The 23,394-nt window shown below is 70.8% G+C and carries 21 protein-coding genes; 12 read left to right on the top strand and 9 right to left on the bottom strand.

Annotation, left to right across the window (positions count from 1 at the left end; translation table 11 throughout):
- Nucleotides 1–28 precede the first annotated feature (28 nt).
- Nucleotides 29–826: an SAM-dependent methyltransferase gene (locus tag ACIREI_RS12840; protein WP_403331256.1), complete on the bottom strand. Its 798-nt coding sequence runs from the start codon at nucleotides 824–826 to the stop codon at nucleotides 29–31.
- Nucleotides 827–967: 141 nt separating this feature from the next.
- Nucleotides 968–2,173, bottom strand: coding sequence for an MFS transporter (locus ACIREI_RS12835; RefSeq protein WP_403331253.1), 1,206 nt, complete (start codon nucleotides 2,171–2,173; stop codon nucleotides 968–970).
- 77 nt (nucleotides 2,174–2,250) lie between these two features.
- Between ACIREI_RS12835 and ACIREI_RS12830 the strand changes: the two genes are divergently transcribed.
- The 3 genes from ACIREI_RS12830 to ACIREI_RS12820 all read left to right on the top strand — a co-directional run bounded on the left by ACIREI_RS12830 (nucleotide 2,251) and on the right by ACIREI_RS12820 (nucleotide 4,725).
- Nucleotides 2,251–3,282: an ArsR/SmtB family transcription factor gene (locus ACIREI_RS12830; protein WP_403331251.1), complete on the top strand. Its 1,032-nt coding sequence runs from the start codon at nucleotides 2,251–2,253 to the stop codon at nucleotides 3,280–3,282.
- Nucleotides 3,272–3,775: a glutathione peroxidase gene (locus tag ACIREI_RS12825; protein WP_403331248.1), complete on the top strand. Its 504-nt coding sequence runs from the start codon at nucleotides 3,272–3,274 to the stop codon at nucleotides 3,773–3,775. Before ACIREI_RS12830 ends, ACIREI_RS12825 begins: the two co-directional genes overlap by 11 nt.
- An 80-nt stretch (nucleotides 3,776–3,855) precedes the next feature.
- On the top strand, nucleotides 3,856–4,725 hold the full coding sequence (locus ACIREI_RS12820; RefSeq protein WP_403331245.1) for a MerR family transcriptional regulator: 870 nt from the start codon (nucleotides 3,856–3,858) through the stop codon (nucleotides 4,723–4,725).
- A gap of 124 nt (nucleotides 4,726–4,849) precedes the next feature.
- Here the strand turns inward: ACIREI_RS12820 and ACIREI_RS12815 are convergent, their stop codons facing one another.
- The 3 genes from ACIREI_RS12815 to ACIREI_RS12805 form a co-directional block, all read right to left on the bottom strand.
- The gene (locus ACIREI_RS12815) at nucleotides 4,850–5,041 is read right to left on the bottom strand and encodes a DUF397 domain-containing protein (RefSeq protein WP_403331242.1); all 192 of its coding nucleotides are present in this window, start codon (nucleotides 5,039–5,041) and stop codon (nucleotides 4,850–4,852) included.
- 287 nt (nucleotides 5,042–5,328) lie between these two features.
- A complete protein-coding gene (locus tag ACIREI_RS12810; RefSeq protein ID WP_403331240.1) occupies nucleotides 5,329–6,186 on the bottom strand; it encodes a helix-turn-helix domain-containing protein in 858 nt (285 codons plus the stop codon).
- Between the two features lie 434 nt (nucleotides 6,187–6,620).
- Nucleotides 6,621–7,376 carry a GPP34 family phosphoprotein gene (locus ACIREI_RS12805; RefSeq protein ID WP_403331237.1) on the bottom strand — a complete coding sequence of 252 codons (756 nt, stop codon included), beginning with the start codon at nucleotides 7,374–7,376 and terminating at the stop codon, nucleotides 6,621–6,623.
- 249 nt (nucleotides 7,377–7,625) lie between these two features.
- On the opposite strand from ACIREI_RS12805, the gene ACIREI_RS12800 reads away from it, so the two are divergent.
- Together ACIREI_RS12800 and ACIREI_RS12795 are read left to right on the top strand one after the other, a co-directional pair.
- The gene (locus ACIREI_RS12800; protein WP_403331975.1) at nucleotides 7,626–10,292 is read left to right on the top strand and encodes a D-alanyl-D-alanine carboxypeptidase; all 2,667 of its coding nucleotides are present in this window, start codon (nucleotides 7,626–7,628) and stop codon (nucleotides 10,290–10,292) included.
- A gap of 207 nt (nucleotides 10,293–10,499) precedes the next feature.
- Nucleotides 10,500–12,356: an MFS transporter gene (locus ACIREI_RS12795; RefSeq protein WP_403331234.1), complete on the top strand. Its 1,857-nt coding sequence runs from the start codon at nucleotides 10,500–10,502 to the stop codon at nucleotides 12,354–12,356.
- A gap of 47 nt (nucleotides 12,357–12,403) precedes the next feature.
- On the opposite strand, the gene ACIREI_RS12790 is transcribed toward ACIREI_RS12795, so the two are convergent.
- A complete protein-coding gene (locus ACIREI_RS12790) occupies nucleotides 12,404–13,243 on the bottom strand; it encodes a hypothetical protein (protein WP_403331231.1) in 840 nt (279 codons plus the stop codon).
- Nucleotides 13,244–13,319: 76 nt separating this feature from the next.
- On the opposite strand from ACIREI_RS12790, the gene ACIREI_RS12785 reads away from it, so the two are divergent.
- Both ACIREI_RS12785 and ACIREI_RS12780 read left to right on the top strand, forming a co-directional pair.
- The gene (locus ACIREI_RS12785) at nucleotides 13,320–14,105 is read left to right on the top strand and encodes an SDR family oxidoreductase (protein WP_403331228.1); all 786 of its coding nucleotides are present in this window, start codon (nucleotides 13,320–13,322) and stop codon (nucleotides 14,103–14,105) included.
- Nucleotides 14,106–14,231: 126 nt separating this feature from the next.
- On the top strand, nucleotides 14,232–15,800 hold the full coding sequence (locus ACIREI_RS12780) for a sodium:solute symporter family protein (RefSeq protein ID WP_403331225.1): 1,569 nt from the start codon (nucleotides 14,232–14,234) through the stop codon (nucleotides 15,798–15,800).
- A gap of 27 nt (nucleotides 15,801–15,827) precedes the next feature.
- Here ACIREI_RS12780 and ACIREI_RS12775 read toward each other — a convergent pair whose 3' ends face one another.
- Nucleotides 15,828–16,943, bottom strand: a complete 1,116-nt coding sequence (locus ACIREI_RS12775) for an ADP-ribosylglycohydrolase family protein (RefSeq protein ID WP_403331222.1) — start codon at nucleotides 16,941–16,943, stop codon at nucleotides 15,828–15,830.
- Between the two features lie 451 nt (nucleotides 16,944–17,394).
- On the opposite strand from ACIREI_RS12775, the gene ACIREI_RS12770 reads away from it, so the two are divergent.
- Entirely contained in the window at nucleotides 17,395–17,901 is a 507-nt protein-coding gene (locus tag ACIREI_RS12770) for a DUF6624 domain-containing protein (protein WP_403331220.1), read from the top strand.
- A 160-nt stretch (nucleotides 17,902–18,061) separates the two neighbouring features.
- Here the strand turns inward: ACIREI_RS12770 and ACIREI_RS12765 are convergent, their stop codons facing one another.
- Nucleotides 18,062–18,496, bottom strand: a complete 435-nt coding sequence (locus tag ACIREI_RS12765; RefSeq protein WP_403331217.1) for an ATP-binding protein — start codon at nucleotides 18,494–18,496, stop codon at nucleotides 18,062–18,064.
- Between the two features lie 115 nt (nucleotides 18,497–18,611).
- Between ACIREI_RS12765 and ACIREI_RS12760 the strand changes: the two genes are divergently transcribed.
- The 3 genes from ACIREI_RS12760 to ACIREI_RS12750 are packed head-to-tail and all read left to right on the top strand — an operon-like array spanning nucleotide 18,612 to nucleotide 20,250.
- Nucleotides 18,612–19,424 carry a helix-turn-helix domain-containing protein gene (locus tag ACIREI_RS12760; RefSeq protein ID WP_403331214.1) on the top strand — a complete coding sequence of 271 codons (813 nt, stop codon included), beginning with the start codon at nucleotides 18,612–18,614 and terminating at the stop codon, nucleotides 19,422–19,424.
- Nucleotides 19,421–19,618, top strand: coding sequence for a DUF397 domain-containing protein (locus ACIREI_RS12755; protein WP_403331212.1), 198 nt, complete (start codon nucleotides 19,421–19,423; stop codon nucleotides 19,616–19,618). The genes ACIREI_RS12760 and ACIREI_RS12755 overlap by 4 nt, the downstream gene beginning before the upstream one ends.
- Entirely contained in the window at nucleotides 19,615–20,250 is a 636-nt protein-coding gene (locus tag ACIREI_RS12750; RefSeq protein WP_403331209.1) for a class I SAM-dependent methyltransferase, read from the top strand. Before ACIREI_RS12755 ends, ACIREI_RS12750 begins: the two co-directional genes overlap by 4 nt.
- Before the next feature lie 4 nt (nucleotides 20,251–20,254).
- Here the strand turns inward: ACIREI_RS12750 and ACIREI_RS12745 are convergent, their stop codons facing one another.
- Nucleotides 20,255–22,780, bottom strand: coding sequence for a tetratricopeptide repeat protein (locus tag ACIREI_RS12745; protein WP_403331206.1), 2,526 nt, complete (start codon nucleotides 22,778–22,780; stop codon nucleotides 20,255–20,257).
- A gap of 95 nt (nucleotides 22,781–22,875) precedes the next feature.
- Between ACIREI_RS12745 and ACIREI_RS12740 the strand changes: the two genes are divergently transcribed.
- Nucleotides 22,876–23,388, top strand: a complete 513-nt coding sequence (locus tag ACIREI_RS12740) for a DUF2165 domain-containing protein (RefSeq protein ID WP_403331972.1) — start codon at nucleotides 22,876–22,878, stop codon at nucleotides 23,386–23,388.
- Nucleotides 23,389–23,394: the final 6 nt, after the last annotated feature.

Here is a 23,394-nt window from a genome sequence, read left to right as displayed (position 1 = left end):
CCCGCGCCGCCGCTGACCGCGCCGGGCCTCACGGCTTGCGGCCCACCCCGCAGTACGCGTCGACCGCGGCCGTCGCGATGTCCGCCGGGCCGTGGACGTCGGGGCGCCACTCGGGTACCTGGACGATGCCCGGGTCCACCAGGTCGAGGCCGTCGAAGAACCCGGCGATCTCGCCGATGCTGCGGACGTGGTACGGCACCGCGCCGCTCGCGTTGTACGCCTCCGACGCGGCGATCATGCCCTCGCTCGTCGCCGTGCTGTCGCTGATCACCAGGTGGCTGCCCGCGGGGAGGCCGGCCATGAGGCGGCGCACCAGGTCGCGGGCCTGGTCGTGGTCGGGGACGTGGCCGAGGGTGTTGAGGATCATCAGGGCGACCGGGCGGGAGAGGTCGAGGGTGCCCGCGGCGGCCTCCAGGAGGGCCTCGGGGTCGTACAGGTCGGCGTCGAGGAACGCCGTCCTGCCCTCGGGGGTGCTGGTGAGCAGGGCGCTCGCGTGTGCCAGCACGACGGGGTCGTTGTCGACGTACACGATCCGGGCGTCCGGGGCCACGCGCTGGGCCACCTGGTGGGTGTTGTCGGCGGTCGGCAGGCCGGTGCCGACGTCCAGGAACTGCCGTATGCCCGCCTCGCCGGCCAGGTGGCGTACGGCGCGGCCCAGGAACCGGCGGCTCGACACGGCCACGTGGACCAGGCCCGGGAAGATCTCCTTGATCTCGTCCCCGATCCGCCGGTCGACCTCGTAGTTGTCCGTGCCGCCGACGAAGTAGTTCCAGAAGCGGGCGGAGTGCGGTGTCGACGTGTCGATGCGGGGGTGGGGGTCGGGCACGGTGGGCTCCTGCGGTCGGGGCGGATGGGTGGCGCCGTGATCAAAACAGCAACCAACCTAGGCCCAACTCCCCGCTGCCGAGGTGGAGTTGACGCGATACACCTCACGCGCCGTGAGGTTTTGGCCACCGGCCTGCGACCGTCACTGGTCCCCCTCACCTCCCGCCAGGACCACCAGCCCGCCCTCCTCCGCGTTCCGCAGGCTCGCCACCTTCAGTGACAGGGTCACCGCGAGGGACGCCACGGCCATCACCGTCATCGCCGTGGCGGGCGAGGTCAGTTGGGCCACCGTTCCCGCGATGGCCGCGGCCACACCCTGCATGGTGAGCATGCCGGAGGACCGCAGCCCGAGGGCGTGGCCCGCCATGTCGTCGGGTGTGAGGGACATCAGACGTTCCAGCTGGACCAGGCTCGCGGCGAACCCGACGTTGGAAAGGCACACGGCCACGGCCGCCAGGGCCACGCCCGGCCGTAACGCGAAGACCAGGTACGGCGTAGCCAGCAGCAGGAGCAGCGGGGTGGCCAGTCGGGGGCGCAGGGCGGGCGGTACGAAACGGCCGACGACCACGTCACCGACGAACATGCCCAACGCCCCGGACGCGAACAGCGCGCCGGCGGCCTGCGGGGCGTAGGAGACGTAGAGGGAATCGCAGCCGACGACCAGGCCGTTGGGGATCCACAGGCCGAGATACGTGAGGCGGCGTGGCCGTGAGGACCACAGGAAGGCGTTGTTGCGCCAGGTCGCCGCGACCGAGAGGCGGCCCGAGGCGCGGGGCGGGCGGGCGGACAGGCCCAGCCGGTAGCCCAGCGCCTCCAGGGCGTACAGCGTCGCCGCGAGGAGCAGGCAGGTGCGCGGGGACAGCAGTGCCAGGAGCGCGCCGCCCATCGCGAAACCGAGGACCTGCATCAGCCCGGAGGCCATGTTGAACACCGAACGCCCCAGCACGAAACCGTCCTTGGGGAGGATCTCGTTCAGCAGCCCCCCGGTCACTCCCCCGCCCAGCGACGCGATCAGGCCCTGCAGGAGTACGACGGCGAAGACCGCCCAGACCGGCAGTCCGGGCAGAGTCAGCACCGCCGTGAGGGCCGCGAAGGCGAGCCCCGTCCCGGCCAGCGTCGCCCGTGGGGGCAGCCGGTCGGCGCCGGAGAGCAGGAAGGTCGCGCCCAGTACCTGCGCCAGCTGCGGACCGAACATGCTCAGCGCCGCCAGCAGCGGCGAGTCGGTGGCCCGGTAGACCAGCGTGGCGAGCGACAGTCCGCCGATCGTCAGGGCCGCGTTGAAGGCGGCGTAGGAGAGGAAGAACGGGGTGAACTCCGGGGTGCGGAAGAGGTCTCGGTAGCTGCGCATGGGCGGAGTCTGGGGCGGCCGGCGAACGGGCCGTTAGTGTTTCGCCACGGCGCGAAAGGTCACGGGGGGGGGAGCTCATGGGCTGGTGGCAGATCAACGCCGACACCCTCGCCGGCAGCCGTTTCCTCCTCTCCCCGCTCGCCGAGACCTTCGCCGCGCTGAAGCTGCTGCACTCGGGGACCGCCGCCCACCCCGGCGAGCGCGCCTGGCTGGCCGCGCACCGTCCCGCCTACCGGGCCCGCCTGGCCACCGACCCGGTCACCGCGCACCTCGTCCGCGCCGGGCTCGGCAAGGACTGGATCGCCGACTTCCTCACCCCGACGCCGAGGGACCGCGAGCCCTTCGAGCAGGGCGTGGCACGGGTGCGCGCGGCCGACCCCGGCCAGGCCCGCGCCCACCTCACCGTCTCCCTCGCCGGGCCCCTCCCCGCCGTACTGGACCGGGACGACCTGCCCGAACGCGCCGCCGCGCTCCTCGAGTACGTCTGGGCCGAGGCCGTACGGCCGGACTGGGACCGGCGGCGGCGCGTCCTGGAGGCCGACGTGGTCGCGCGGACCGCGCAGGTGAGCCGGGGCGGCTGGGCGGCCGTACTGGACTCCCTGCGGCCCGGCCGGACGCGCTGGCTCGGCGACAACCGGCTCCAGGTGAACCTGCACGAGTACCCGCCCCGGGAGATCTCCGGCGCCGAACTCGTCTTCGTGCCGGTCACGCCGAAGGGCGGCTGGGTCTCCTGGGAGGAGCCCGAGCGGTACGCCGTCGTCTACCCGTGCGCGGGTGCACTCGCCGACCCCGGCGCCCGGACGGTCCCCGCGAGCCTCGGCGCGCTGCTCGGGCCCGCGCGCGCCACGGTGCTCGTCCTGCTCGACTCGCCCCTGAGCACGACCCAGTTGGTCGCGGTGACCGGGCAGGGGCTGGGCTCGGTCGGACGGCATCTGCGGGTGCTGCTGGACGCGGGGCTGGTGGAGCGGCGGCGGGCGGGGCGGTCGGTGCTGTATTCGCGTACGGCGGCCGGGGAGGTGCTCGTGAAAGCAGGAGGGTCCGGCGGGCCGGACGGGCCTGCCCCCCCGGACCCGCACCTGCCGGAGCTAGCATCCGCTCATGACTGCTGACACCAACGAATCCCCCCTCGACGTCGAGATCAACGCCCTCACCGGCGGCCCCGCCGACCTCTCCCAGTACGCCGGCCAGGCCGTGCTCGTCGTGAACGTGGCCTCCAAGTGCGGCCTGACCCCGCAGTACACGGGCCTGGAGAAGCTCCAGGAGCAGTACGCGGAGCGCGGCTTCACCGTGCTCGGCGTCCCCTGCAACCAGTTCCTCGGCCAGGAGCCCGGCAGCGCCGAGGAGATCGCCGAGTTCTGCTCGGCGACGTACGGCGTGACCTTCCCGATGACCGAGAAGGTCGAGGTGAACGGCGAGGGCCGGCACCCGCTCTACGACCGCCTGGTCGGCTTCGCGGACGCCGAGGGGCACAGCGGGGACATCCGCTGGAACTTCGAGAAGTTCCTGATCGGCCGGGACGGCCAGGTCGTCGCCCGCTTCTCGCCGCAGACCGAGCCGGAGGCGGCGGAGGTCGTGGCGGCGGTGGAGGGCGCGCTCGCCTAGCCGGTGTTGACCTTCCCCCTGTTGACCTTCCCCCTGGGGCAGGGCGGAACGTCCTTCGCACCGGGCGCGAGAGCCGCCCGGTGACGGAGGATGAGGCCGTGGACGACGAACTGCTCACCATCGGCGCGTTCGCCGCGCGGGCCAGGCTGTCGGCCAAGGCACTGCGCCTGTACGACCGCCTCGGGCTGCTGCCGCCCGCGCACGTCGACGAGGTGAGCGGCTACCGCTACTACCGCACCGGCCAGATCGAACGCGCCCGTCTGGTGGCGCTCCTGCGCCAGCTCGACATGCCGCTCGCGCGGGTCGCGGAGGTCGTCGAGGCACCGGACGGGGCCGCCGCGGCGGACCGGCTCGACGCGTACTGGGCGGATGTCGAGGCGCGGGTGGCCGGGCAGCGGACGCTCGCCGCATACCTCCGTGGACGACTGTCGGGGAGGAGCTCCGAGATGTACGGGAAGTTCGTGGTCGAGACGGTGGACGTGCCCGAGCAGGTACTGATCACCGAGACACGGCATGTGCTGGCGGGCGAGTTGCCCGCGTGGATCGGCGCCTCGCTGGGGCGCCTGGAGGAAGGCTCGCGGGAGTGCGGCGGCATCACCGCGGCGCCGTTCGTCGTGTACCACTCCGACGTGTCGATGGAGAGCGACGGTCCGGCCGAGTCGTGCGTGCCGGTGGCCGACGAGGCGGCGGCGCGGGCGTGGGTCGAGCGGCAGGGCCGCGGGCGGGAGATGAAGGTACGGGTCGAACCGGCCCAGCGGCTCGCCTACACCCGCATCACCAAGGCGCAGGTGGCCCATCCGCAGATCCTGGCCGCCTTCGAGGCGGTGGAGGAGTGGATTCCGAAGCAGGGGCTGTGGCAGGCGGGCCCGTGCCGGGAGGTGTACTTCGCGGACTGGGACGCGGCGGGGGCCGAGGACCCGGTGTGCGATGTGGCGTTCCCGGTGAGGTGATCCGGGGCACGGCCGAGCCCTCTCGGCAAGGACGGCGGGCTGGTCGAGAGGGCTCTTCCTGTGGTGCTTGTGCAGTTGTTGATCGTGCGGTCGGTCGAAGGTGAGTATCAGACAGCCTCGCCCCTCACGCCTTGACCGACGCCACGAAGGTGTTCCACGCGTTCGCGGGGAACGCCAGGACCGGGCCCTCGGGAACTTTGGAGTCCCGCACCGCCATGGCCGCTACGACCGGCGACTTGACCTCGACGCACGCGCCGTTCCCGGTGGAGTACGAGGACTTGGTCCACGTGTCCGTGGCACCCTGACGAATTGCCATGTTTGCTCCGAATTGCCAGATGTTGAGTTGCTGTCATCGCGCCGCACGTCCGGAACGGACCGGACTCCGCAAGGCGATTCACGCCAACCTTGTTGCTCGGTGGCGTGATCGACGCTACTAGCCAACATCGGCCTACGAAGCGACTATTCACTCGACTGGATGGCATATTCCAGTGGAGACTTCCATCCCGGCCTGGAGAGGGTGTACGGTACCGCGCTCCCCCGGTCGGGATGGCCCCCCGTAAGGGTGATCAGCCCAGATGATCAGCACGCTGATCAGCACGCCGATCAGCGTGCGTACTCCTTCGCGATGTCCGCGATGAACTGCCGCGACTGGTCCACGTTCAGGGCCTGAGCCCGCAGGTGCTCGTACATCACGCTGTACTTCTGGACGTCGTTCGCCTTCTCCAGATACAGATCGCTGGTGACGCCCTCGATGTAGACGACGCTGGAGTCGGCCGCGTCCGGGAACTCCAGGATCGCGTACTGCCCGTTGAGGCCCGGGTGCGCGCCCATGTCGAAGGGGATCACCTGCACGGTGACGTGCGGCAGTTGGGACTGCTCGACGAGCTGCTCCAGCTGGTCGCGCATGAGGGAGCGGTTGCCCACGACCCGGCGCAGGGCGGCCTCGTCGAGGACGGTCCACAGGCGCAGCGGGTTCTCCTCGGTGGAGATTCGTTCCTGTCGGCGCATGCGCACCTGGACCCGTTTCTCGACCTCGGCGGGAGGTGTCTCCGGCAACGCCCCGGCGATCAGGGCCTCCGCGTACTGCTTCGTCTGCAACAGGCCCGGGACGACCTGCGGGTCGTACACCCGCAGACTCGCCGCATCGGTCTCCAGGCCGATGTAGACGCTGTACGGGATGTCGCCGAAGGAATGCCACCACCCTTGCTGGCGCGAGTCCTTCGCCATCTGCATCAGCGAGTCGACGATGCGGTGGTCCTCCACCTCGTAGACGCCGCACAGATCGCGGACGTCGCGCTGGCTGATGCTGCGCCGCCCGTTCTCCAGCCGGCTGATCTTCGACTGCGACACCAGCAGCCGCTCGGCCACCTCTTCGGCCGTCATGCCCTTGAGCTCACGGAGCCGGCGCAACTCCTGGCCCAGCCGGCGTCGCCTGACGGTGGGATTGACATTGGACGCCACGGGACGTGCACCTCCGGCTGCGTGACTGGCTGATTGCCACTTTGCGTATCTGCTGCTGAGCAGACTGCCACCAAGGTGCTTACTACCGCTGGGAAACGGTGGATATGCGCTGGATACACGCCAGTTCGGGGAGACCCCCGGCAAATACGGGCGCGCACGGGGCCGCACATACGGCCGCGCGGGGCGGCGGGACCGGTGACGCCCATCCGGAAGTACGGATGTACGGACGTACGGTCCCGTCGCCCCGCGCGGACCAGCGGCTCCCGTACCGGGTCTTGGGACTGCGGTGCGGCGCTGCACGTGGCGTGCGTATGAAGCTGTGGAGCGTATGAAGGTGTAGAGCGCGTGAAGCGATGGATCAAATCAAGTGGTGCGCGGTGCGTCGTGCGTGGTGCGTGCGGTGGACCGGTAGGTGCGGATCGTGGGACTGCGGCTCAGTGGGCCACGACGCGCGCCATGGATCCGCGGCGCGGTTGCACCGGAACGCCACGGGCGGGTTCCGCTGCGACCCTGCCTCCGGGGGCGGCCTGACGGCCGGCCGGGGCCGGGCTGCGGCGCGGCTGGGCCGCCACGCCGTTCTGGACGTCCATCACGGCGTGCGCGACGAGACCGCCCATGGGGTCGTGCCTGATCAGATCCCGCAACCGAGAACGAGAGGACCGCCCCTCGTTCCCCGGATACAGGTGCTTGCCGAGGCCGACCGCGTGTGCCAGGGCGGCGAGCGCCGCGGTCCGTGGGTCCGGCGGTACGCCGGTACGGATCGCTGAATCCAGCCGGGCCCTGATCTCCCGGCTGATGGCGTTGTCCGTCGCCTGGTAACGAGTCGTCGGCAACACCCCGCACATCTGACCGGCCACGGCATGCACCATGCCGCACCGCTCCAGATGCGAGAGATAGGTCTGGCGCAGCCCCAGCCGGGGCCCGCCAATCCAGTTCACCGCCCGCACGGGAGCGCCACGCCTTCGCAGCAACTCCAACGCGCAGTCCAATGTCGGATCTCCAGTCGGCCGTGGTACAACCACGGCGATACGATCCCCGTCTGGGGCTATCCGTCCGGCCAGCGCCAGCTCCACTAGCTGCGCTCCGGCCAGACCGAGGTCGAGCGACTGCGGCTGTGCGGTGGTACCCGTGGCCGGGTCCAACGCCAGCAGCAGAAGCTCCTCCGGAATCGTTCTGCGGCTCCTGCCCATCCATGCCTCCCCGCGTGGATGAAAGACAGGGTGACCCCTCTCACATTCATCTGTCGAGGGTGCGTGACCGGTTCGTGAGGGAACCAGTAGGTATGTCGTTCTCGTCTACCGCAGAAGTTAGGGCCGCGCACAGGACACTGGTACATGTTCGGACAGCGGCACGGGGGGTCGTACGGCAAGGAGTCCGGGCGACGACTCACGGTTCGGCAGACGCACGCAGGCGTGCGGCGGCACATGGAGGAGGCATCGGTGGCGGGCGAGTCCCCCGACAGGTCGAAGCAGCGCGAGTCGTCGGCAGAACCGACGTCGGGGAGCGCGGGTACGGTTCCCGGGTCCCGCCCCGAAGCCGACGGCACGCGCGCAGCCGACACCGGTGAGAAGCGCGACCCTCGACTGGCGGTGACCCGCGAGAGCGGCACGCCGCGCGGCGGCGTGGATACGGCCACCAGGGTCCTGTCGCGGCGGGAGCTGGAGGCTGTGAGGGCGGAGCTGGAGAAGGCCGGGGGGGCCGAGGACAGCGACGCGGAGCCGGGCACCGCGGACAGCGGGGCCGGGAGCGCTGACGCCGGGTCCACGGACAGCGGGGCTGTCAGCCCTGACGCCGGGGCCGGGGCCGGGGGCGGCGGGGCCGGGAGCGCTGACGCCGGGGCCGACGATGCCGAGGGCGCGCGGCGTGCCGAGGCTTCGGAGGCCGGGAGCGTCGAGGGCGGCGGCGACGCCGAGAACCGTGGCTCTGAGGCCGACGACGTTGAAGGCACGCAGGCCGAGGGCAAGAGTGCCGCAGACTCGGACACCGCGAGCGCCGAAGGCGGCGACGCCGACAACCGCGACGCTGAAGCCGACGACGCCGAAGGCACGCAGGCCGAGGGCAAGAGTGCCGCAGACACGGACACCGCGAGCGCCGAAGGCGACGACGCCGACAACCGCGACGCTGAAGCCGACGACGCCCAAGGCGCCCACGCCGAGGGCAAGGGTGCCGCAAGCGGGGCCTCGTCCGAGGTTCCGGGCGACGGTGACGGTGGCGGTGACCGGGATGAGGCTTCCGTGCCGGGTGACGATCGGCTGAGGGCGGCTGTGGCGGCCTGGGTGGCTTCCTCGGACGACGACGCCGCCGACGCGCGCGATGAGGCCGACGGCGCCGAGGGTGCTGCGCAGGACGGGACCGCGGGCGACGCCGTGGACGCGGCTCAGGATGCCGGGAAGGCCGAGGGCGACGAAGACGCCGAGGACGGCTCGGGCGAGCCCGCCAAGGCCTCCGACGCCGACGACACCCCCACGGCCGCGGACGCGGACGCGACGGGCAAGGGTGTCGCCGACGGCGAGGACGCCCCGCAGGGGCCACCCGCACCCGGCGACGAGAGCCGCACGGGTGGTGCGGGTGGGAAGACCGAGGCCGGGCCGGCCGTCGACCAGCCGACCGCCGTTTTCAAGGCCGTACGGCCCAAGCCTTCCGTCGACCAGCCCACCACCACCCTCAAGGCCCCGGCCCCCAAGCAGCCCGAGACCCCCGCCGAGCGCACCAGCAAGTTCGTCGCGCTCAAGCCGGACCTCCCCCAGGAAACGCCGAAGGCCCCGGCCCCCGACGCCACCGCCGCGATCCCCCAGGTCGGCCCCGAGCGCACCACCCAGCAGCCGCTGCCCCCCAAGCCCCCGCTCGACCTGCTCGCCGAGCTGACGAACACGCCTCCGCCCCCGGAGACCCCCGTCCGCACGATCATCCGGCGCGTCAAGATCTGGACCCCGCTGGTCCTGCTGCTCGTGGTCATCCTCGGGGTCGTCCAGTCCGTACGCCCGCTCCCGGCCCCCACCCTCGACCTCACCGCCGAGGACAGCCACACCTTCGAGGGCAGCAAGGTCGACATCCCGTGGCCCGCCGAGGGCCAGGCCGCCCTCGACGTGGACGGCCTCGGCACGTTCGGCTCCTCCGGCGACCAGAAGCCCGTGCCGATCGCCAGCGTCGCCAAGGTGATGACCGCGTACCTCATCCTGCGTGAGCACCCCCTCAAGAGCGGCGCCGAGGGCCCGGACATCGAGATCGATCAGCTCGCCGAGGACCAGTCGGACGCGGGCCAGGAGTCGACCGTCGACGTGACCGCGGGCGACAAGATCTCCCAGCGCGAGGCCCTGGAGAGCGTGTTGATCGCATCTGCGAACAACATCGCCCGCCGCCTCGCCCGCTGGGACGCCGGCTCCGAGAAGGCGTTCGTGGCGAAGATGAACGCCACCGCCAAGGACCTCGGCATGACGAACACGACGTACACCGACCCCTCCGGCCTGAACAACACCACCGTGAGCACGGCCGTGGACCAGGTGAAGCTGGCCAAGGCGGCGATGAAGCAGCCCGCCTTCCGCGAGGTCGCCGCGATGATGTCGTACGACGACTACAAGGGGAAGAACCACCCCAACTGGAACCAGCTGGTCGGCCACAACAACGTCGTCGGCATCAAGACCGGCACCACCACCTCCGCCCTCGGCAACCTCGTGTTCGCCGCGAAGAAGGATGTCGGCGGCGAGACCCGCACCATCATCGGCGCCGTGATCCGCCAGCCGGACTCGGGCGACGGCATCCTCGCCGCCGCTCTCGACTCGGGCGACCAGCTGATCCGCGCCGCGCAGGACGCCCTGAAGTCGGCGACGCTGCTGAAGAAGGGCGACGTCGTCGGTTACGTCGACGACGGCCTCGGCGGCCGCACGCCGGTCGTCGCCACCAAGGACGTCACGGCGGTCGGCTGGTCCGGGCTGAAGGTGGAGCTGACCTTCGCCCCCGACGCCGTACCGCACACCGCGAAGGCCGGTACCAAGGTGGGCACGCTCACCGTGGGTGACGGCACGAGCGGTGCGGTCAAGATCCCGGTCGCCCTGCAGAAGGACCTCACCGAACCGGGCTTCGCGGACAAGTTGACCCGTCTCGGCTGACCCCCGGGACGGGCCGGTGGCATCGCACGCAGCCCGCCGACGGCGCTCGACGGCGCTCGTCGGCGGGCTGCGTGCTAGCGTCACGAAACGGGCAGGTCGCCGCTGACTGGGCACCGCCGGAGAATCTTCAGCGACAGGGCCGACAACACACGAAAAACGGGAAGCGGCCGCAACAGAAGACGGGACAGTACGGGGAGTGCCTCAAAGGTGGCCACTGCGGAGCCGACACGCGCAGACGACGCCGATCCGGGACGGGGAGCCGGTCCGCGAATACGCGTGCCCGCGCCACGCCAGGGAGACCGTCAGGACCTTCCGGAGGACAGACCTCCGTCGCGCCTGAACGCCGTCTTCCTCACCCTGCGTGAGCGCCTTCTGCGCCATCCGGTGCTGTCGATCACGACGCTGGCCGGACTCCTCCACGTCATCTGGTTCTTCACGTTCGCAAGCAGCGGCGGCGATCTCGCGGCCCAGGACGCCTGGGCCGAGTTCGTCGGCCGGCATCCGGACTCGGCGTACAACCTGGCCTGGTACGGCGGTATGCACCCGGTGTCGTACAGCGTGGTGTCGCCGTATCTGATGTCGGTCCTCGGTGTCCGTACGACGATGATGATCGCGGGGACGGTCTCGGCGGGCCTGCTGACTCTGGTCCTGCTGCGCAGCCGGTCGGTGCGGAACCCCCTGTGGGCGTCGCTGGCCGGGGTCTTCGGGCTGGTCTGCAACGCGATCTCGGGGCGGGTGACCTTCGGGCTCGGCACGATGTTCGCGCTGGGCGCGGTCGCCGTCGTGTTCTGCTGGCCGTACCGCTGGCGTTACAAGCGCTGGGCAAAGGCGTTGTGCGCCGCCCCGCTGGCCGCGCTGGCCACCATGTCGTCGCCGGTGGCGGGGTTGTTCGTGGGCTTCGTGGCGGTGGCGCTGTTCCTGCAGAAGCGGCGGCCAGGGGCGTGGGCGCTGGGTCTCGCGCCGACGGCGGTCGTGGCCGTGTCGGCGTGGCTGTTCCCCTTCTCCGGCACGCAGCCGATGGTGATCGGCTCGGTGCTGCTGCCGCTGCTGATCGCCGTCGCCACCTTCGTGCTGGTGCCCGAGGACTGGAAGACGGTCCGGCTGGTGTCGGCCGTCTACGGCCTCTCGGTGGTGCTGGTCTGGGTGATCAGCTCGCAGATCGGTTCCAACATCACCCGTCTGGCGATGCTCTTCGGCGGGACAGCCCTCGTGGCCGCGCTGCCCTTCACGGTTCCGCGCTCGCGCAAGTGGTGCGCGGGCGTGCTGGCGCTGCTCACCTTCGTCGGCTGGATCGGCTACAAGACGGTCGACGACATCATCCACGCCGCCCCGGAGGCGTCCTGGGCACGCGAGCTGGCCCCGCTGGTCAACGAGCTCCAGGAGGTCGGCGCCGAGAAGGGCCGGGTGGAGGTCGTGCCCGCCCGCTCGCACCGCGAGGCCGCCGCCCTCGCGCCGTACTTCAACCTGGCCCGTGGCTGGAACCGCCAGGCCGACATGGAGCGCAACCCGCTCTTCTACGACGGCACCCTGAACTCCGCGAACTATCACGAGTGGCTCCAGCGCTGGGCCGTGCACTTCGTCGTGCTGCCCAAGGACGAGCCGGACCCCACGGGCGCCGAGCGCGAGCGGCAGCTGCTGCGGCGCGGGATGCCGTATCTGAAGCAGGTGTGGGGCGACGCGAACTGGCAGCTGTTCAAGATGACCGACCCGGCGCCGCTCGCCGAGCCGAACGCCGTCGTCGAGCGGGCCGAGCAGGGCGAGATGACGATGCGGGTGAGCAAGCCCGGCCGCGTCCTCATCCGCATCCCCTACTCGCCCTGGCTGAGCATCGTCGACGCCGACGGCAAGAAGCTCGATGCGCCGCAGGAGACGGAGGCGTCCAAGAACCGCCCCGACGACGAGCCGAAGTCGTACGACAACGTCAACGGCTGTCTGATGGAGACGGAGGAGGACGCGCTCGGCGACCGGTGGACCATGCTGGTCGCTCCGCGGGCGGGCGAGTACCGGCTGGCGGCGCCGTACGGGGTGCCGCGGGGCACGCCTTGTCCGGAGGAGCTGCGCTGACCGGCGTTCCTGGGGGCCGCCGCCCCCAGGCCCCCGCTTCGTGACCGTCAGCGCAGCCGATCCACGTACGTGTCCGTCCCCGGGATGGTCGGGATGAACGGCGCCACCAGCTCCACCGTCCCCAGCCCCGACTCGCCGACCGCCGTGTCCAGGCCGGCGAAGCAGTCCTCCCAGCACTCCCTGGGATCCGCCTCCACGAACCACAGCAGCGTCAGGCGCGTGTCGACCCCCTCGACCTGCTTGACGTACGACATGCGGTCCAGCGGCAGGGGCGTGGGCCGGAAGACCGTCACCATCGCGGCCGGGGAGCCCGCCAGGCGCTTGGGGAGGTGGCGTGCGCGCAGCCACTCCAGCAGTTCGGTGCGCCGCCGCGGTGAGTCCGTGTCGATGACCTGCACCACCAGGCCCGCGTACGGATGGTCCAGGGCGTGGAAGTCGCGGGGGCCCGCCGCGCCGTCGCGGTACACCGTGGCCTCGTGGTCCTGGAAGGCCGTGAAGACGTGGGTGCGCTCCTGGTGGACGCGGGCGTCGCGGTTGAGGCGTTTGTTGATGGCGACCGTCCAGCGCATGTGGTCGTCGTAGCGGCCCGCGGTGATCCAGTACGTCGAGAGGTAGCAGCCGGCGGTGACCGGCTGGGCGATCGCCGACTTCTCCGGGTAGCGCAGGAGTTGCAGGTCCCTGGTCGCCACCCAGCGGCGGCCCGCGTACATCCAGGGCATGGCCATCGCTCCGGCGTAGTAGTGGTCGTCCTCGTACCAGCGGTTGTAGGCGTACTCGTGGCCCGGGTGCGGTTCGACCATGGTGATCAGGGCGTGGCCCGGGTGGACTCCGTACGGGCCGACGGCGGCCAGTTCGGCGTACGTCTCGCTGCGGGTGTCCTCGCTCATGCGGTTCCCCTTTCCTGCGGTCACCCATACTCTGACGGGCCGTCAGATAGTGCGTCCAGAGTCGGGAGGCAGCGCCATGTCACTGCTCGCGGGCAAGACCGTCGTCGTGTCGGGAGTGGGCGCCGGGCTCGGCCACCAGGTCGCCGCCACGGTGGTGCGCGACGGCGGGAACGCGGTCCTCGGGGCGCGCACGGAGGCCAACCTCGCCAAGAGCGCCGCGGAGATCGATCCCGACGGGGCGCACACGGCGTACCGGGCGACCGACATCACCGACGAGCGGCAGTGCGAGGCGCTGGCGGCGCTCGCGCGGGAGCGGTTCGGCGGGATCGACGCGGTCGTCCATGTGGCCGCCCTGGACGGCTACTTCGGCGGCCTGGAGGACGCGGACTTCACCACGTGGCAGTCGGTGATCGACGTGAACCTGCTGGGGTCGCTGCGGATGACACGGGCCTGTCTGCCGGGCCTCAAGGAGCGCGGGGGCTCGGTCGTCTTCATCGGGACGCAGTCCTCGGTCGCCGCCCCCTCGCAGGTGCGGCAGGCGGCGTACGCGGCGTCGAAGGGGGCCCTGACGAGCGCGATGTACTCGCTGGCCCGGGAGTTGGGGCCGCACCGGATCCGGGTGAACACCGTGCTGCCGGGCTGGATGTGGGGGCCGCCGGTGCAGGCGTACGTCCGGTTCACGGCGCGGACGGAGGGCGTGCCCGAGGCCGACGTGCTGAACCGGCTGACCGGCCGGATGGCGCTGCCCGATCTCGCCACGGACGGGGATGTCGCGGACGCGGTGGTGTTCCTGGCGTCGGACAGGGCACGCTCCCTCACGGGGCAGTCGTTGCTGGTCAACGCGGGGGAGCTGATGCGATGAGTTCACATGGATGAACTCGGACCCTCATGACGAACACTTTTACCTCCCCTTGACCTTACGCTCACTTGTCGTGTCCACGCGACAGCGCCCAGGATGAGCGCCGGGCTGATCCCTGGGAGGGCGCACATGAACGGTCTCGACTGGGCCGTGCTCATCGGCTACTTCGGCGTGATGGTGGCGATCGGCGTCTGGTCGCACAAGCGGGTGGACAACGTCAGCGACTTCTTCACCGCGGGCGGCAAGATGCCGTGGTGGCTGTCCGGCATCTCCCATCACATGTCCGGATACAGCGCGGTGATGTTCACCGGGTACGCGGGCATCGCCTACACCTACGGCGTCACCTCCTTCGTCACCTGGTCCTTCCCCATCGCGCTCGGCATCGCCATCGGCTCGAAGCTGTTCGCCCCGCGCATCAACCGGCTGCGCTCGCGTCTCCATGTGGCCTCTCCGCTGGAGTACCTGAAGAACCGTTACGACCTGAAGACCCAGCAGGCGCTGGCCTGGTCCGGGATGCTGCTGAAGATCGTGGACGTGGGCGCGAAGTGGGCGGCGATCGCGACGCTGCTGTCGGTGTTCACCGGGGTGTCGCTGAACCAGGGCATCCTCATCACCGGCACCATCACGGCCGTCTACTGCACGATCGGCGGTCTGTGGGCGGACGCGTTGACCGAACTCGGCCAGTTCGTCATCCAGTTGCTGGCCGGCATCGCGATGTTCGTCGCCGTGGTCATGGAGCTGAACGACAAGGGCATCGGCTTCTTCGAGGCCTGGGACCGGCCGGAACTGCAGGGCCACGGTGAGCCGCTGGTCGGCCCCTACGGCACGGTCTTCCTCCTCGCCTTCCTCTTCATCAAGCTCTTCGAGTACAACGGCGGCATGCTCAACCAGGCCCAGCGCTACATGGCCACGGCGAGCGCGCACGAGGCCGAGCGCTCGGCGCGTCTGTCGGCTCTGCTCTGGCTGGTCTGGCCGGTCGTCCTCTTCTTCCCCATGTGGATGTCGCCGCTGCTGGTCACCTCGCAGAAGCCGGACGGCTCCGACTCGTACGGCCTGATGACCGAACAGCTGCTCCCGCACGGTCTGTTGGGCCTGGTCATCGTCGGCTTCTTCTCGCACACCATGGCCATGTGCTCCTCCGACGCCAACGCGATCGCGGCCGTCTTCACCCGGGACTGCGCGCCGGTGGTGTGGCGCAGGGCGCGGGCCTGGAGCGAGGGTCAGGGCCTGCGGGTCGCCCGGATCACGACGGTCGTCTTCCTGGGCCTGTCCATGGCGGCGGCGACGCAGGTCAACTCCCCTACGTTCGGCGACATCATCACCGTCGTCATCAAGTGGGTCGCCGGCCTCATGGGCCCGATGGCCATCCCGATGATGCTGGGCCTGCTGCGCCCGTTCCGCCGCTCGGGCCCGACCGCCGCGCTCACCAGCTGGTCGATGGGCCTGCTCGCCTTCTGGCTGGTCAACTACCCGATCAGCTGGGAGATCGAGGGCGGCGTCCCGCTCCAGTACCAGGTCTCGATCCCGCTGGCGGTGTCCCTGGTCCTGTACATCCTCGTCGGCTTCATCAAGCCGGAGGACACCCCGGAGCGGCTCGCGATCATCGAGAAGATCAACACGGACGGGGACGGGGCGGCGGCGGCCGCGGTGCCGACGCCGGCGGGCCCGATGGAGGACGTGGTCCGCGCGAAGGACTGAGGCTCGGGGCGGGGCGGGGCGGTCGGCTCAGCCCCGCGGATACCGCGCCAGCCACCCCGGCGCCGAGCCCGCCGGGCCGTGCAGGGCCGGGCCCTGGGTCATTTCCATGGCGAAGTCGTCTGCGAGTTCGAGGATCGTGGGGCGGCCCTCCAGTTCGGCCAGCCAGGCCGGGGGCAGGGCCGTCTCGCCGTGCAGGGCGCCCAGCAGGCCGCCGGTGAGGGCGGCCGCGGCGGCGGAGGGGCCGTCGTGGTTGACGGCGAGGCAGAGGCCGTGGCGGACGTCCTCGCCCACCAGGGCGCAGTACACGGCGGCCGCGAGCAGCCCGTCGGCCGAGCCGTCGGCCGCGAGTTCCTCCACCCGCGCCGGGGTGGGCATCCCCTGCCGTACGGCACCCAGCGCGTGCTGCAACGCGTCCGACACGGGCTCGTGTCCCGGCCGCAGGGCGAGCAGCGCCAGCGCCCGCTGTACGGCCCCGTCGAGGCTCTCCCCGCAGGCGAGACCGTGCACGATCACGGCGTACGCGCCCGCCGCGAGGTAGGCCACGGGGTGGCCGTGGGTCTGCGTCGCGCACTCCACGGCGAGCTGGACGACGAGCTGCGGCTCCCAGCCGACGAGCAGCCCGAAGGGCGCGGAACGGGCGACGGCCTCGGGCCCGAGCTCGGCCGCGTTCTTGGGCGACTCCAGCGTGCCCATGGTCTCGTCACCGAGGCCGAGCAGGAGCGCGCGGGTGGGATCCCGGCGGGCGTACAGCCACTCCTCCCGCGCCAGCCACCCGTCGTCCTTACGGCGCTCGTCGGGACCCCAGTCCCGCTGCGTGGCGGCCCAGCGCAGATACGCCCGGTGCAGATCGGTGGGCGGATGCCACGCACCGGTGTCCCGCCGGACCTGCGCTCTTATCAACCCGTCCACGCTGAACAGCGTGAGCTGCGTGAGATGAGTCACGGCACCGCGCCGGCCGTACCCGAACCCGAGGTCGACGAGGCCCTCCGCGCCGTACTGCTCCCGGATCTCGTCCAGCCCGAGCCCGTCCACCGGCGCCCCGAGGGCATCCCCGACGGCCGCCCCGAGGAGCGTCCCCCGCACCCGGCTGCGGAAGTCCTGCTGTTCGGTACGGCCCCAGACGGGGCCGACTGTCGCACCCACCAAGACCTCCCCGTGACAGCGTCCGTCCGTACGACGATTCGTCACTGTAATCGACCGGGGACGGTCGGTTCAGGGGGCGGAATGGTATGCGAGGTGTGGCCCAAATGGTCGCGAGTGATCCCGAGTGGGCAGTTATCACCCGTACCAGGTGACATTGCAGACGTAGACGCACTCGTGTCGCGGCACGGGCAGAAAGCTGATGAAGCCCCGTCCGTCGACTCGGACGCTCCTGGGGCGGCCTCACCTGCAAGATTCACCTCGCCGGAGACAGCGGGCGCCGCCCCTTGGCACCGTGACCGTCGCAGCGATCCGGCTCTGGCTTCGGGGGTAGATCCATTATCTCGGTGCGGGGAGGCGTCTGTCACCGTTCATCGGAATGATCTTTACTGCCGATTTGCATCTCTAGGCTTGAGGGCGGATACAAAGCACGGATCCGACCGGGGAGTTGAGAGTGGCGCACGACGTTGCCGCGCTGGTGGTGGAACTCACGAACATGGCTGCGGCCGATCACCAGTCCGCAGTCCGCGCGAACAGCGATGACCCCGCCGAGCAGCTCGCGTGGCGGCGGCTGACCGCCCGGCACGGTGACCGGCTCAGCGAGATCATGGACGAGTACGGCTGGCCGACGGCGGAACTGGTCGGCGAGGAGGCCGCACGCGCTGCATGGCTGATCGCCCAGCACGCCGACCGGCAGCTCGACATTCAGCGTCGCGCACTCCGGCTGATGCAGCAGGCGGTGTCGGCAGGCTCGGCCGACCCGCGTGAGCTGGCCTTCCTGCGCGACCGCACGCTGGTCAATGAGGGCCGTAAGCAGGTCTACGGCACTCAGATCGCCGGTATAAAGGACGGGGCACCGGTTCCGTGGCCCTGCGAAGAGCCCGAGCGCATGGACGAACTCCGTGCGGAGGTCGGCATCGAGCCCTTCGACGACTACGTCACCAAGTTCTCCATGGCCTGACGCCCGTTCCCAGTCGCTTGCGGCGGATCACTGAGCGGGCTGTCCCGGCGGGGGCCGAATCCTGTGTGCGGTTGTCGTCCGGGCTGACGCTGCACCATCGAATCCCCTCCACGCCAGCCGAGTTGGCGATGTTCACCCCTGCTGGTGATCGACGGCCGGGTCACGACTCCCCGCGATCCGGCGCCAGTTCGGCCCACACCGTCTTGCAGTTGGCCGGAGCCTCGTCGACGCCCCAACGGTCCGCGTACGCCGCCACGATCAGCAGACCCCGTCCCGACTCCGCGTCACCGCCCCCCGTGTCGCGGACCTGCGGGATCCGGTCTCCGCGGGCGTCGGTGACCTCGATGCGGAGGGTGCCGTCGGAGTGGAGCTTCAGCCTCAGCCGGAAGTCCCGGCCGGGAACGCGACCGTGGAGTACGGCGTTCGACGCCAGCTCGGCCACGACGTGCGTGGCGCCCTCGAAAGGCCGCCCCCAGTCGTCGAGTTGGCGCTCGGCGAGGAGGCGGGCGAGTCGAGCACCCCTTCGAGTGGCGGACAGCTGAACCGTGAAGTGGTGTGTGAGCGAGGTGACTTGGGGGAGGAATTTCGGACTCATGTCACTTAGCGTGGCGAGCTCTCCCTACGCTGAACAGCAATGACCCGGGTACGGAACGTGACTGTCCGGGGACGGGTCCGGGTCGTACTGCTCGTACGTAGTGAGGGGCGTGAGGGTGGAGGACGAGGAAGCCGCGGCCGTGCTCAGGGCGGTCGGGCGGCAGATCAAGATGTGGCGCGAGGCCGCCGGGAAGAAGCAGGGGGAGCTGGGGGCCGCCATCGGGTACGGCGAGGAGATGGTCTCGTCGGTGGAGCGTGGGCGACGGATTCCGAAGCCGGACTTCTTGGAGAAGGCCGATGAGGTGCTCGGGGCGGGCGGGATGCTCTCCGCGATGAAGGAGGACGTGGAGAGGGCCCGGTATCCGAAGAAGGTGCGGGATCTGGCGAAACTGGAGGGCGAGGCGGTCGACCTGGGCGCGTACGCCAGCCACCACATCCACGGCCTACTGCAGACCCCGGAGTACACACGGGAGTTGTACGCGATGCGGCGCCCCGCTTATGCGGAGGACGAGATCGACAGACTCGTCGCTGCACGCATGGCGCGAAAGTCCGTCTTCAAGCGGACCCCCCGACCTCAGATCACTTTTGTCCAGGAAGAGGTGACACTTCGACGGCCGATCGGGGGCAAAATGGTACTGCGGAAGCAGCTCGAACACCTGTTGGAGATCGGCAGGTTGAGGCAGGCCGTGATCCAGGTGATGCCGACGGATCGTGAGGACCACGCAGGCATGGGCGGCTCGCTTCAGCTGCTGAAGCTCCAGGATGGTAAGACCCTGGGGCACTTGGAGGTCCAGTTCCTCAGTCGGCTGATCAGTGATCCACGAGAGGTCCAGACCCTGGAAATGAACTATGGAATGATCCGGGCGCAGGCTCTCGCGCCCCGGGATTCGCTGGCGTTCATCGAGAAGGTACTGGGAGAAGAGACATGACGCCCACGCTGAAGTGGTTCAAGAGCAGCTACAGCAGCAACGAAGGCCCCGAGTGCGTCGAGGTCGCCATATCCCGCGCCCCCACCGACACCACCGTCCACGTCCGCGACTCCAAGAACAGGGACGGCGCACAACTCGCGTTCGAAAGCAGCTCCTGGGCGGAGTTCGTCAACAAGATGACCCCGATGCCGTGACCGGCGCAGCTCAGGCACAGCAGGCCGCCGCCGTCTTCGACGCGCTGGGCCTCGCCTACGAGAAGGCGTTCGCGCACTCCGAAACGCACCTGGCGTCGTTGGCGTGGCTGGTCGAGCGGCTCGGGCCGGGCAGCCGGGTGCTGGACGTCGGCAGCGGGACGGGGCGGCCGACGGCCGAGACTCTCGCTGCGGCGGGCCACGACGTGCTGGGCATCGACGCGTCCCCCGTCATGGTGGACCTCGCCAACCGGCAGGTTCCGGAGGCCACCTTCCGGCATGCCGACATCGGCGAAGTCCCGTTGGAGGAAGGCACGTTCGACGCGATCTGCGTGTACTTCTCCCTGCTGCAGATGTCCCGCGCCGCGCAGGACGCCCTGGTGCGGCGACTGGCACGGGCGCTGCGGCCGGGCGGCAGCATGACGCTGGCGACCGTCCCGGCGGACGTGGAGGACGTCGAGGTGGTCTTCATGGGGCAGACCGTGCGGGCGACCAGCTTCGCGGGCGAGGATTTCAGCGGCATGGTCGGCGCGGCGGGGCTGACGGTGCTGTCCGCGGAGAACGTGCTGTTCACGCCCGATCATCCCGGCGCGGAGCCCGAGCCCCACCTGTTCCTGCGCTGCGTGCGGGAGTAGGCGGTCAGCGTCCGCCCTCGCGCCCGGTCCCCAGCCGGCGCAGCACGGCGGCCCGCTGGTCCGCGGCCCAGGCGTACGACGGCTTGAGTTCCAGCACCCGGTCCAGCTCGGCGAGGGCCTCCTCGTCGCGGCCCAGGTTGGCCAGCGAGGCGCCCCGGCTCGCACGGGCGGAGCCGTAGCCGGGTTCCAGGGCGAGCGCGTGGTCGTAGTCGGCGAGGGCCTCCTCGTCGCGGCCGGCGACGCGCAGGGCGTCGCCGCGCTCGCAGCGGACCCAGGCCCAGTCGGGGTCCACGGCCACCGCCCGGTCGAGGTCGGCCAGTTGGCGGTCGCGGTCCCCGAGGGCACGGTGCACGCGGGCCCGGCGGACCAGCGCCCAGGGGTAGTCCGGCTTGAGTTCCACGGCCCGGTCGAGGTCCGCGAGCGCCTCGTCGAACTCGTGGCGGCCGAGGCGGGTGGCACCTCGGGAGGCAGCCGCGAAGGCGTCGGCGGGGTTCAGTTCGAGCGCCCGGTCCAGATCGCGGATCGCCTCGTCGTGACGTTTCAGTACGCGGTGGTACTCGCCGCGCAGTGCGAGGCTGCCGGGGTCGTCGGGAGCCAGTTCGAGAGCCCGGTTCAGGCGCACGACGGCCGCGTGCAGGTCACCGGCGAGGTCGTGGGCGATCGCCCGGGCGCGGAAGGCGCGGGCGGCGAGCGCGGGGGCGAGGACGACGTGCCAGCCGTCTTCGACCGCCGGCACTCGGGCCGGCGGGGTCTCGCGCGGGCTCTCGGAGCCGGGGGACCCCGATGACGGCTCACGCGACTGCGCCCCGCCCGGTGCGCCCTGCCCGACGACTGCCTCGCCGGGATACGTGGCGACCACCGCGCCGTACCCCGCCGAGTCCGGCACCGGTCCGGCGGCCACCGGTGCCCACTCGAACCCGGCCCCCCGCAGCACCAGTTCGAGGGCCGCCGCCGTCCCGCCACTACGGAGCGCCCGCTTCAGCTGCTGTCCCCACTCGGCCACCGCCCACGTTTCGGCGTCAAGCCCGGCCTCCATCAGGACCCCCGCCCACCGTCCGGCGACGGACTCGCCCTGCTCGCAGGCGTCGACGACATCCCCCAGCATGCTCGACAGCGCCGTCCGCTCCCCCGCGCACAACAGGTGGTACAGCTCCGCCAGCCGGAGCTCCCGCCACCCCTCGTCCGCCCACAGCTCCTCGGCACCACGTCCGGCTTCCGCCTCGGTCCGCCACTCCCGGAACACCGAGGCGAGCGCCTGCTGCCGGGACGCCCAGGTCCTGGGCGACTCCTGACGCTGCAACCGCAGCATGGGAGCCCGTACGACGTCGTGGTAGCTCATCCGGCCGCCCCGCTCGTCGACGAACGGAAGGTTCCGCAGCCACGTGTACAGCGCGTCCAGTTCATCTTCCGGACGGTCCACGAGTGCTCGGAACACGTCCGCGTCCAGCCTGAGGGGCAGCGCGCACGCCAGCGCGACCGACCGCCGTACCGGATCCGCCTCCCACTTCAGGAACCGCTCCACGGCCGTGGCGCTCGGGTCGCCCACGTCGGCAGGGTCGGCGGGGCGGCTCTGCGCGAGCGTCGACACGAGAACCGGAAGTCCGCCGGTCAGCCGCAGCACCTCCGACACGACCGGTTCGGCCACCACCCCCTTGCCCGCGAGCAGATCCCGCGCCTCCGGCTCCGTGAACGGCAGCAGCGGCAGGTCGGTCATGAAGTCGCCGAAGCCGCCCCAGCGGGTGGCGTCGAAGGGGAGCTGCCCGGCCGTCACCACGACGGTCGTGGCCGGCAGTGCGCCGTACCGTTCCGAGGTCATCACGGTGTGCAGCCAGCCGTCGAGGAAGCGGCCGGTCCGCTCGTACGTGTCGAAGAACAGGACGATCCACGGTACGGCGGACGCGGCCTGGGAGACCTCGTCGAGCAATACCGGAGTGAGCACGCTCTCGGGGGCGAGGACGAGCAGCGCGTCCTCGTGGCTGCGGAAGCGTGCGCCGATCCCGGACCTCAACCGTTCGGTTCCTTCGGCGAGTTGGGCCGGGTCCAGCGCACCCGCGAAGGCCCCGATGCCCGGCACCATCCCCAGCCCCACCAGTCCGGCGCGGGCCACCACCATGCTGCCCGCCGACGGCCCCGGCGGCTCCGTGGGCAGCGCGGCGACCGCCGCCAGCTCCGCCTGGTGGCGCCGCTCCCGGTACGCGCTCAGCAGCCGGTCCAGCTCCTTGAACCGCCGCCCCTGCGCGGCGAACTGCCGACTGATGGCCTCCATCGCCTCCGGCAGGCTTCCGGCGCTGTCGTCGACGTACGCCGTCAACGCCCCGCGCTCCCGGGCGACTTGCTCCAGCTCGCGCAGCAGGAAGGTCTTGCCGACGCCCGCGTTGCCGTGCACGTGGAAGAGGAACCTGTGCCGCTCGTCCTCCGGTGGGCTGTCGAAGTTGGCGCGGAACGCCGCCCGTTCAGCGCTCCGGCCCACGAATCCGGCCCGGCTGCGCCGGCCGATCAGCTGCTGCATCGACGGCCGCGACTGCGCCACCGTACGTCCTCTCGTCCGTCCGCCCAGAGCTCGTCCTCGTCAATTCTGGCTCAATGCGTACCGAACACAGTGCCTCCACAGGAAAGATGACCACCATGCCAACCACACCCCCACGCGGCGCCCTCCACCTCGCCGCCACCCTCCTCACCGCGACCGTCGCCCTCTACATCACCCTCGTCGCCTTCGGGAACATCACCGACTTCGGGACGAACCAGCAGTTCGTGCAGCACGTCCTGGCGATGGATACGACGTTCAAGGACGACGACCTGATGTGGAGAGCCATCACCAGCAAGGGACTTCAGGACGCGGCGTACGTCGCGATCATCGTCTGGGAGACCGTCGCCGCCCTCGTCCTCATATACGGCACCTGGCTCTGGTTCCGCCGCGACGACCCGCGCGCCCGCCGCTTCTCCACCTACGGCCTGCTGATGCTGATGCTGCTGTTCGGCGGCGGGTTCATCGCGATCGGCGGTGAGTGGTTCGCCATGTGGCAGTCGGGCGACTGGAACGGGCTCGACGCCGCGACCCGGGTGTTCCTGTTCAGCGGGGTCGTGCTGATCGTCAACCACCTGCCGTTCGGGACGACGCGGCAGACCGACGCCGCCTGAGGCCGT

This window comes from Streptomyces sp. NPDC093591 (genome assembly GCF_044764885.1).
Classification (GTDB): domain Bacteria; phylum Actinomycetota; class Actinomycetes; order Streptomycetales; family Streptomycetaceae; genus Streptomyces.
This window is presented reverse-complemented; position numbering and strand designations above follow the sequence as displayed.

Bases quoted from the DNA above. Each gene is read 5' to 3' on its own strand.
- ACIREI_RS12835 (WP_403331253.1), bottom strand. From the start codon at position 2,173: ATGCGCAGCTACCGAGACCTCTTCCGCACCCCGGAGTTCACCCCGTTC.
- ACIREI_RS12830 (WP_403331251.1), top strand. From the start codon at position 2,251: ATGGGCTGGTGGCAGATCAACGCCGACACCCTCGCCGGCAGCCGTTTC.
- ACIREI_RS12825 (WP_403331248.1), top strand. From the start codon at position 3,272: ATGACTGCTGACACCAACGAATCCCCCCTCGACGTCGAGATCAACGCC.
- ACIREI_RS12815 (WP_403331242.1), bottom strand. From the start codon at position 5,041: ATGGCAATTCGTCAGGGTGCCACGGACACGTGGACCAAGTCCTCGTAC.
- ACIREI_RS12805 (WP_403331237.1), bottom strand. From the start codon at position 7,376: ATGGGCAGGAGCCGCAGAACGATTCCGGAGGAGCTTCTGCTGCTGGCG.
- ACIREI_RS12790 (WP_403331231.1), bottom strand. From the start codon at position 13,243: ATGAGCGAGGACACCCGCAGCGAGACGTACGCCGAACTGGCCGCCGTC.
- ACIREI_RS12785 (WP_403331228.1), top strand. From the start codon at position 13,320: ATGTCACTGCTCGCGGGCAAGACCGTCGTCGTGTCGGGAGTGGGCGCC.
- ACIREI_RS12780 (WP_403331225.1), top strand. From the start codon at position 14,232: ATGAACGGTCTCGACTGGGCCGTGCTCATCGGCTACTTCGGCGTGATG.
- ACIREI_RS12765 (WP_403331217.1), bottom strand. From the start codon at position 18,496: ATGAGTCCGAAATTCCTCCCCCAAGTCACCTCGCTCACACACCACTTC.
- ACIREI_RS12755 (WP_403331212.1), top strand. From the start codon at position 19,421: ATGACGCCCACGCTGAAGTGGTTCAAGAGCAGCTACAGCAGCAACGAA.
- ACIREI_RS12740 (WP_403331972.1), top strand. From the start codon at position 22,876: ATGCCAACCACACCCCCACGCGGCGCCCTCCACCTCGCCGCCACCCTC.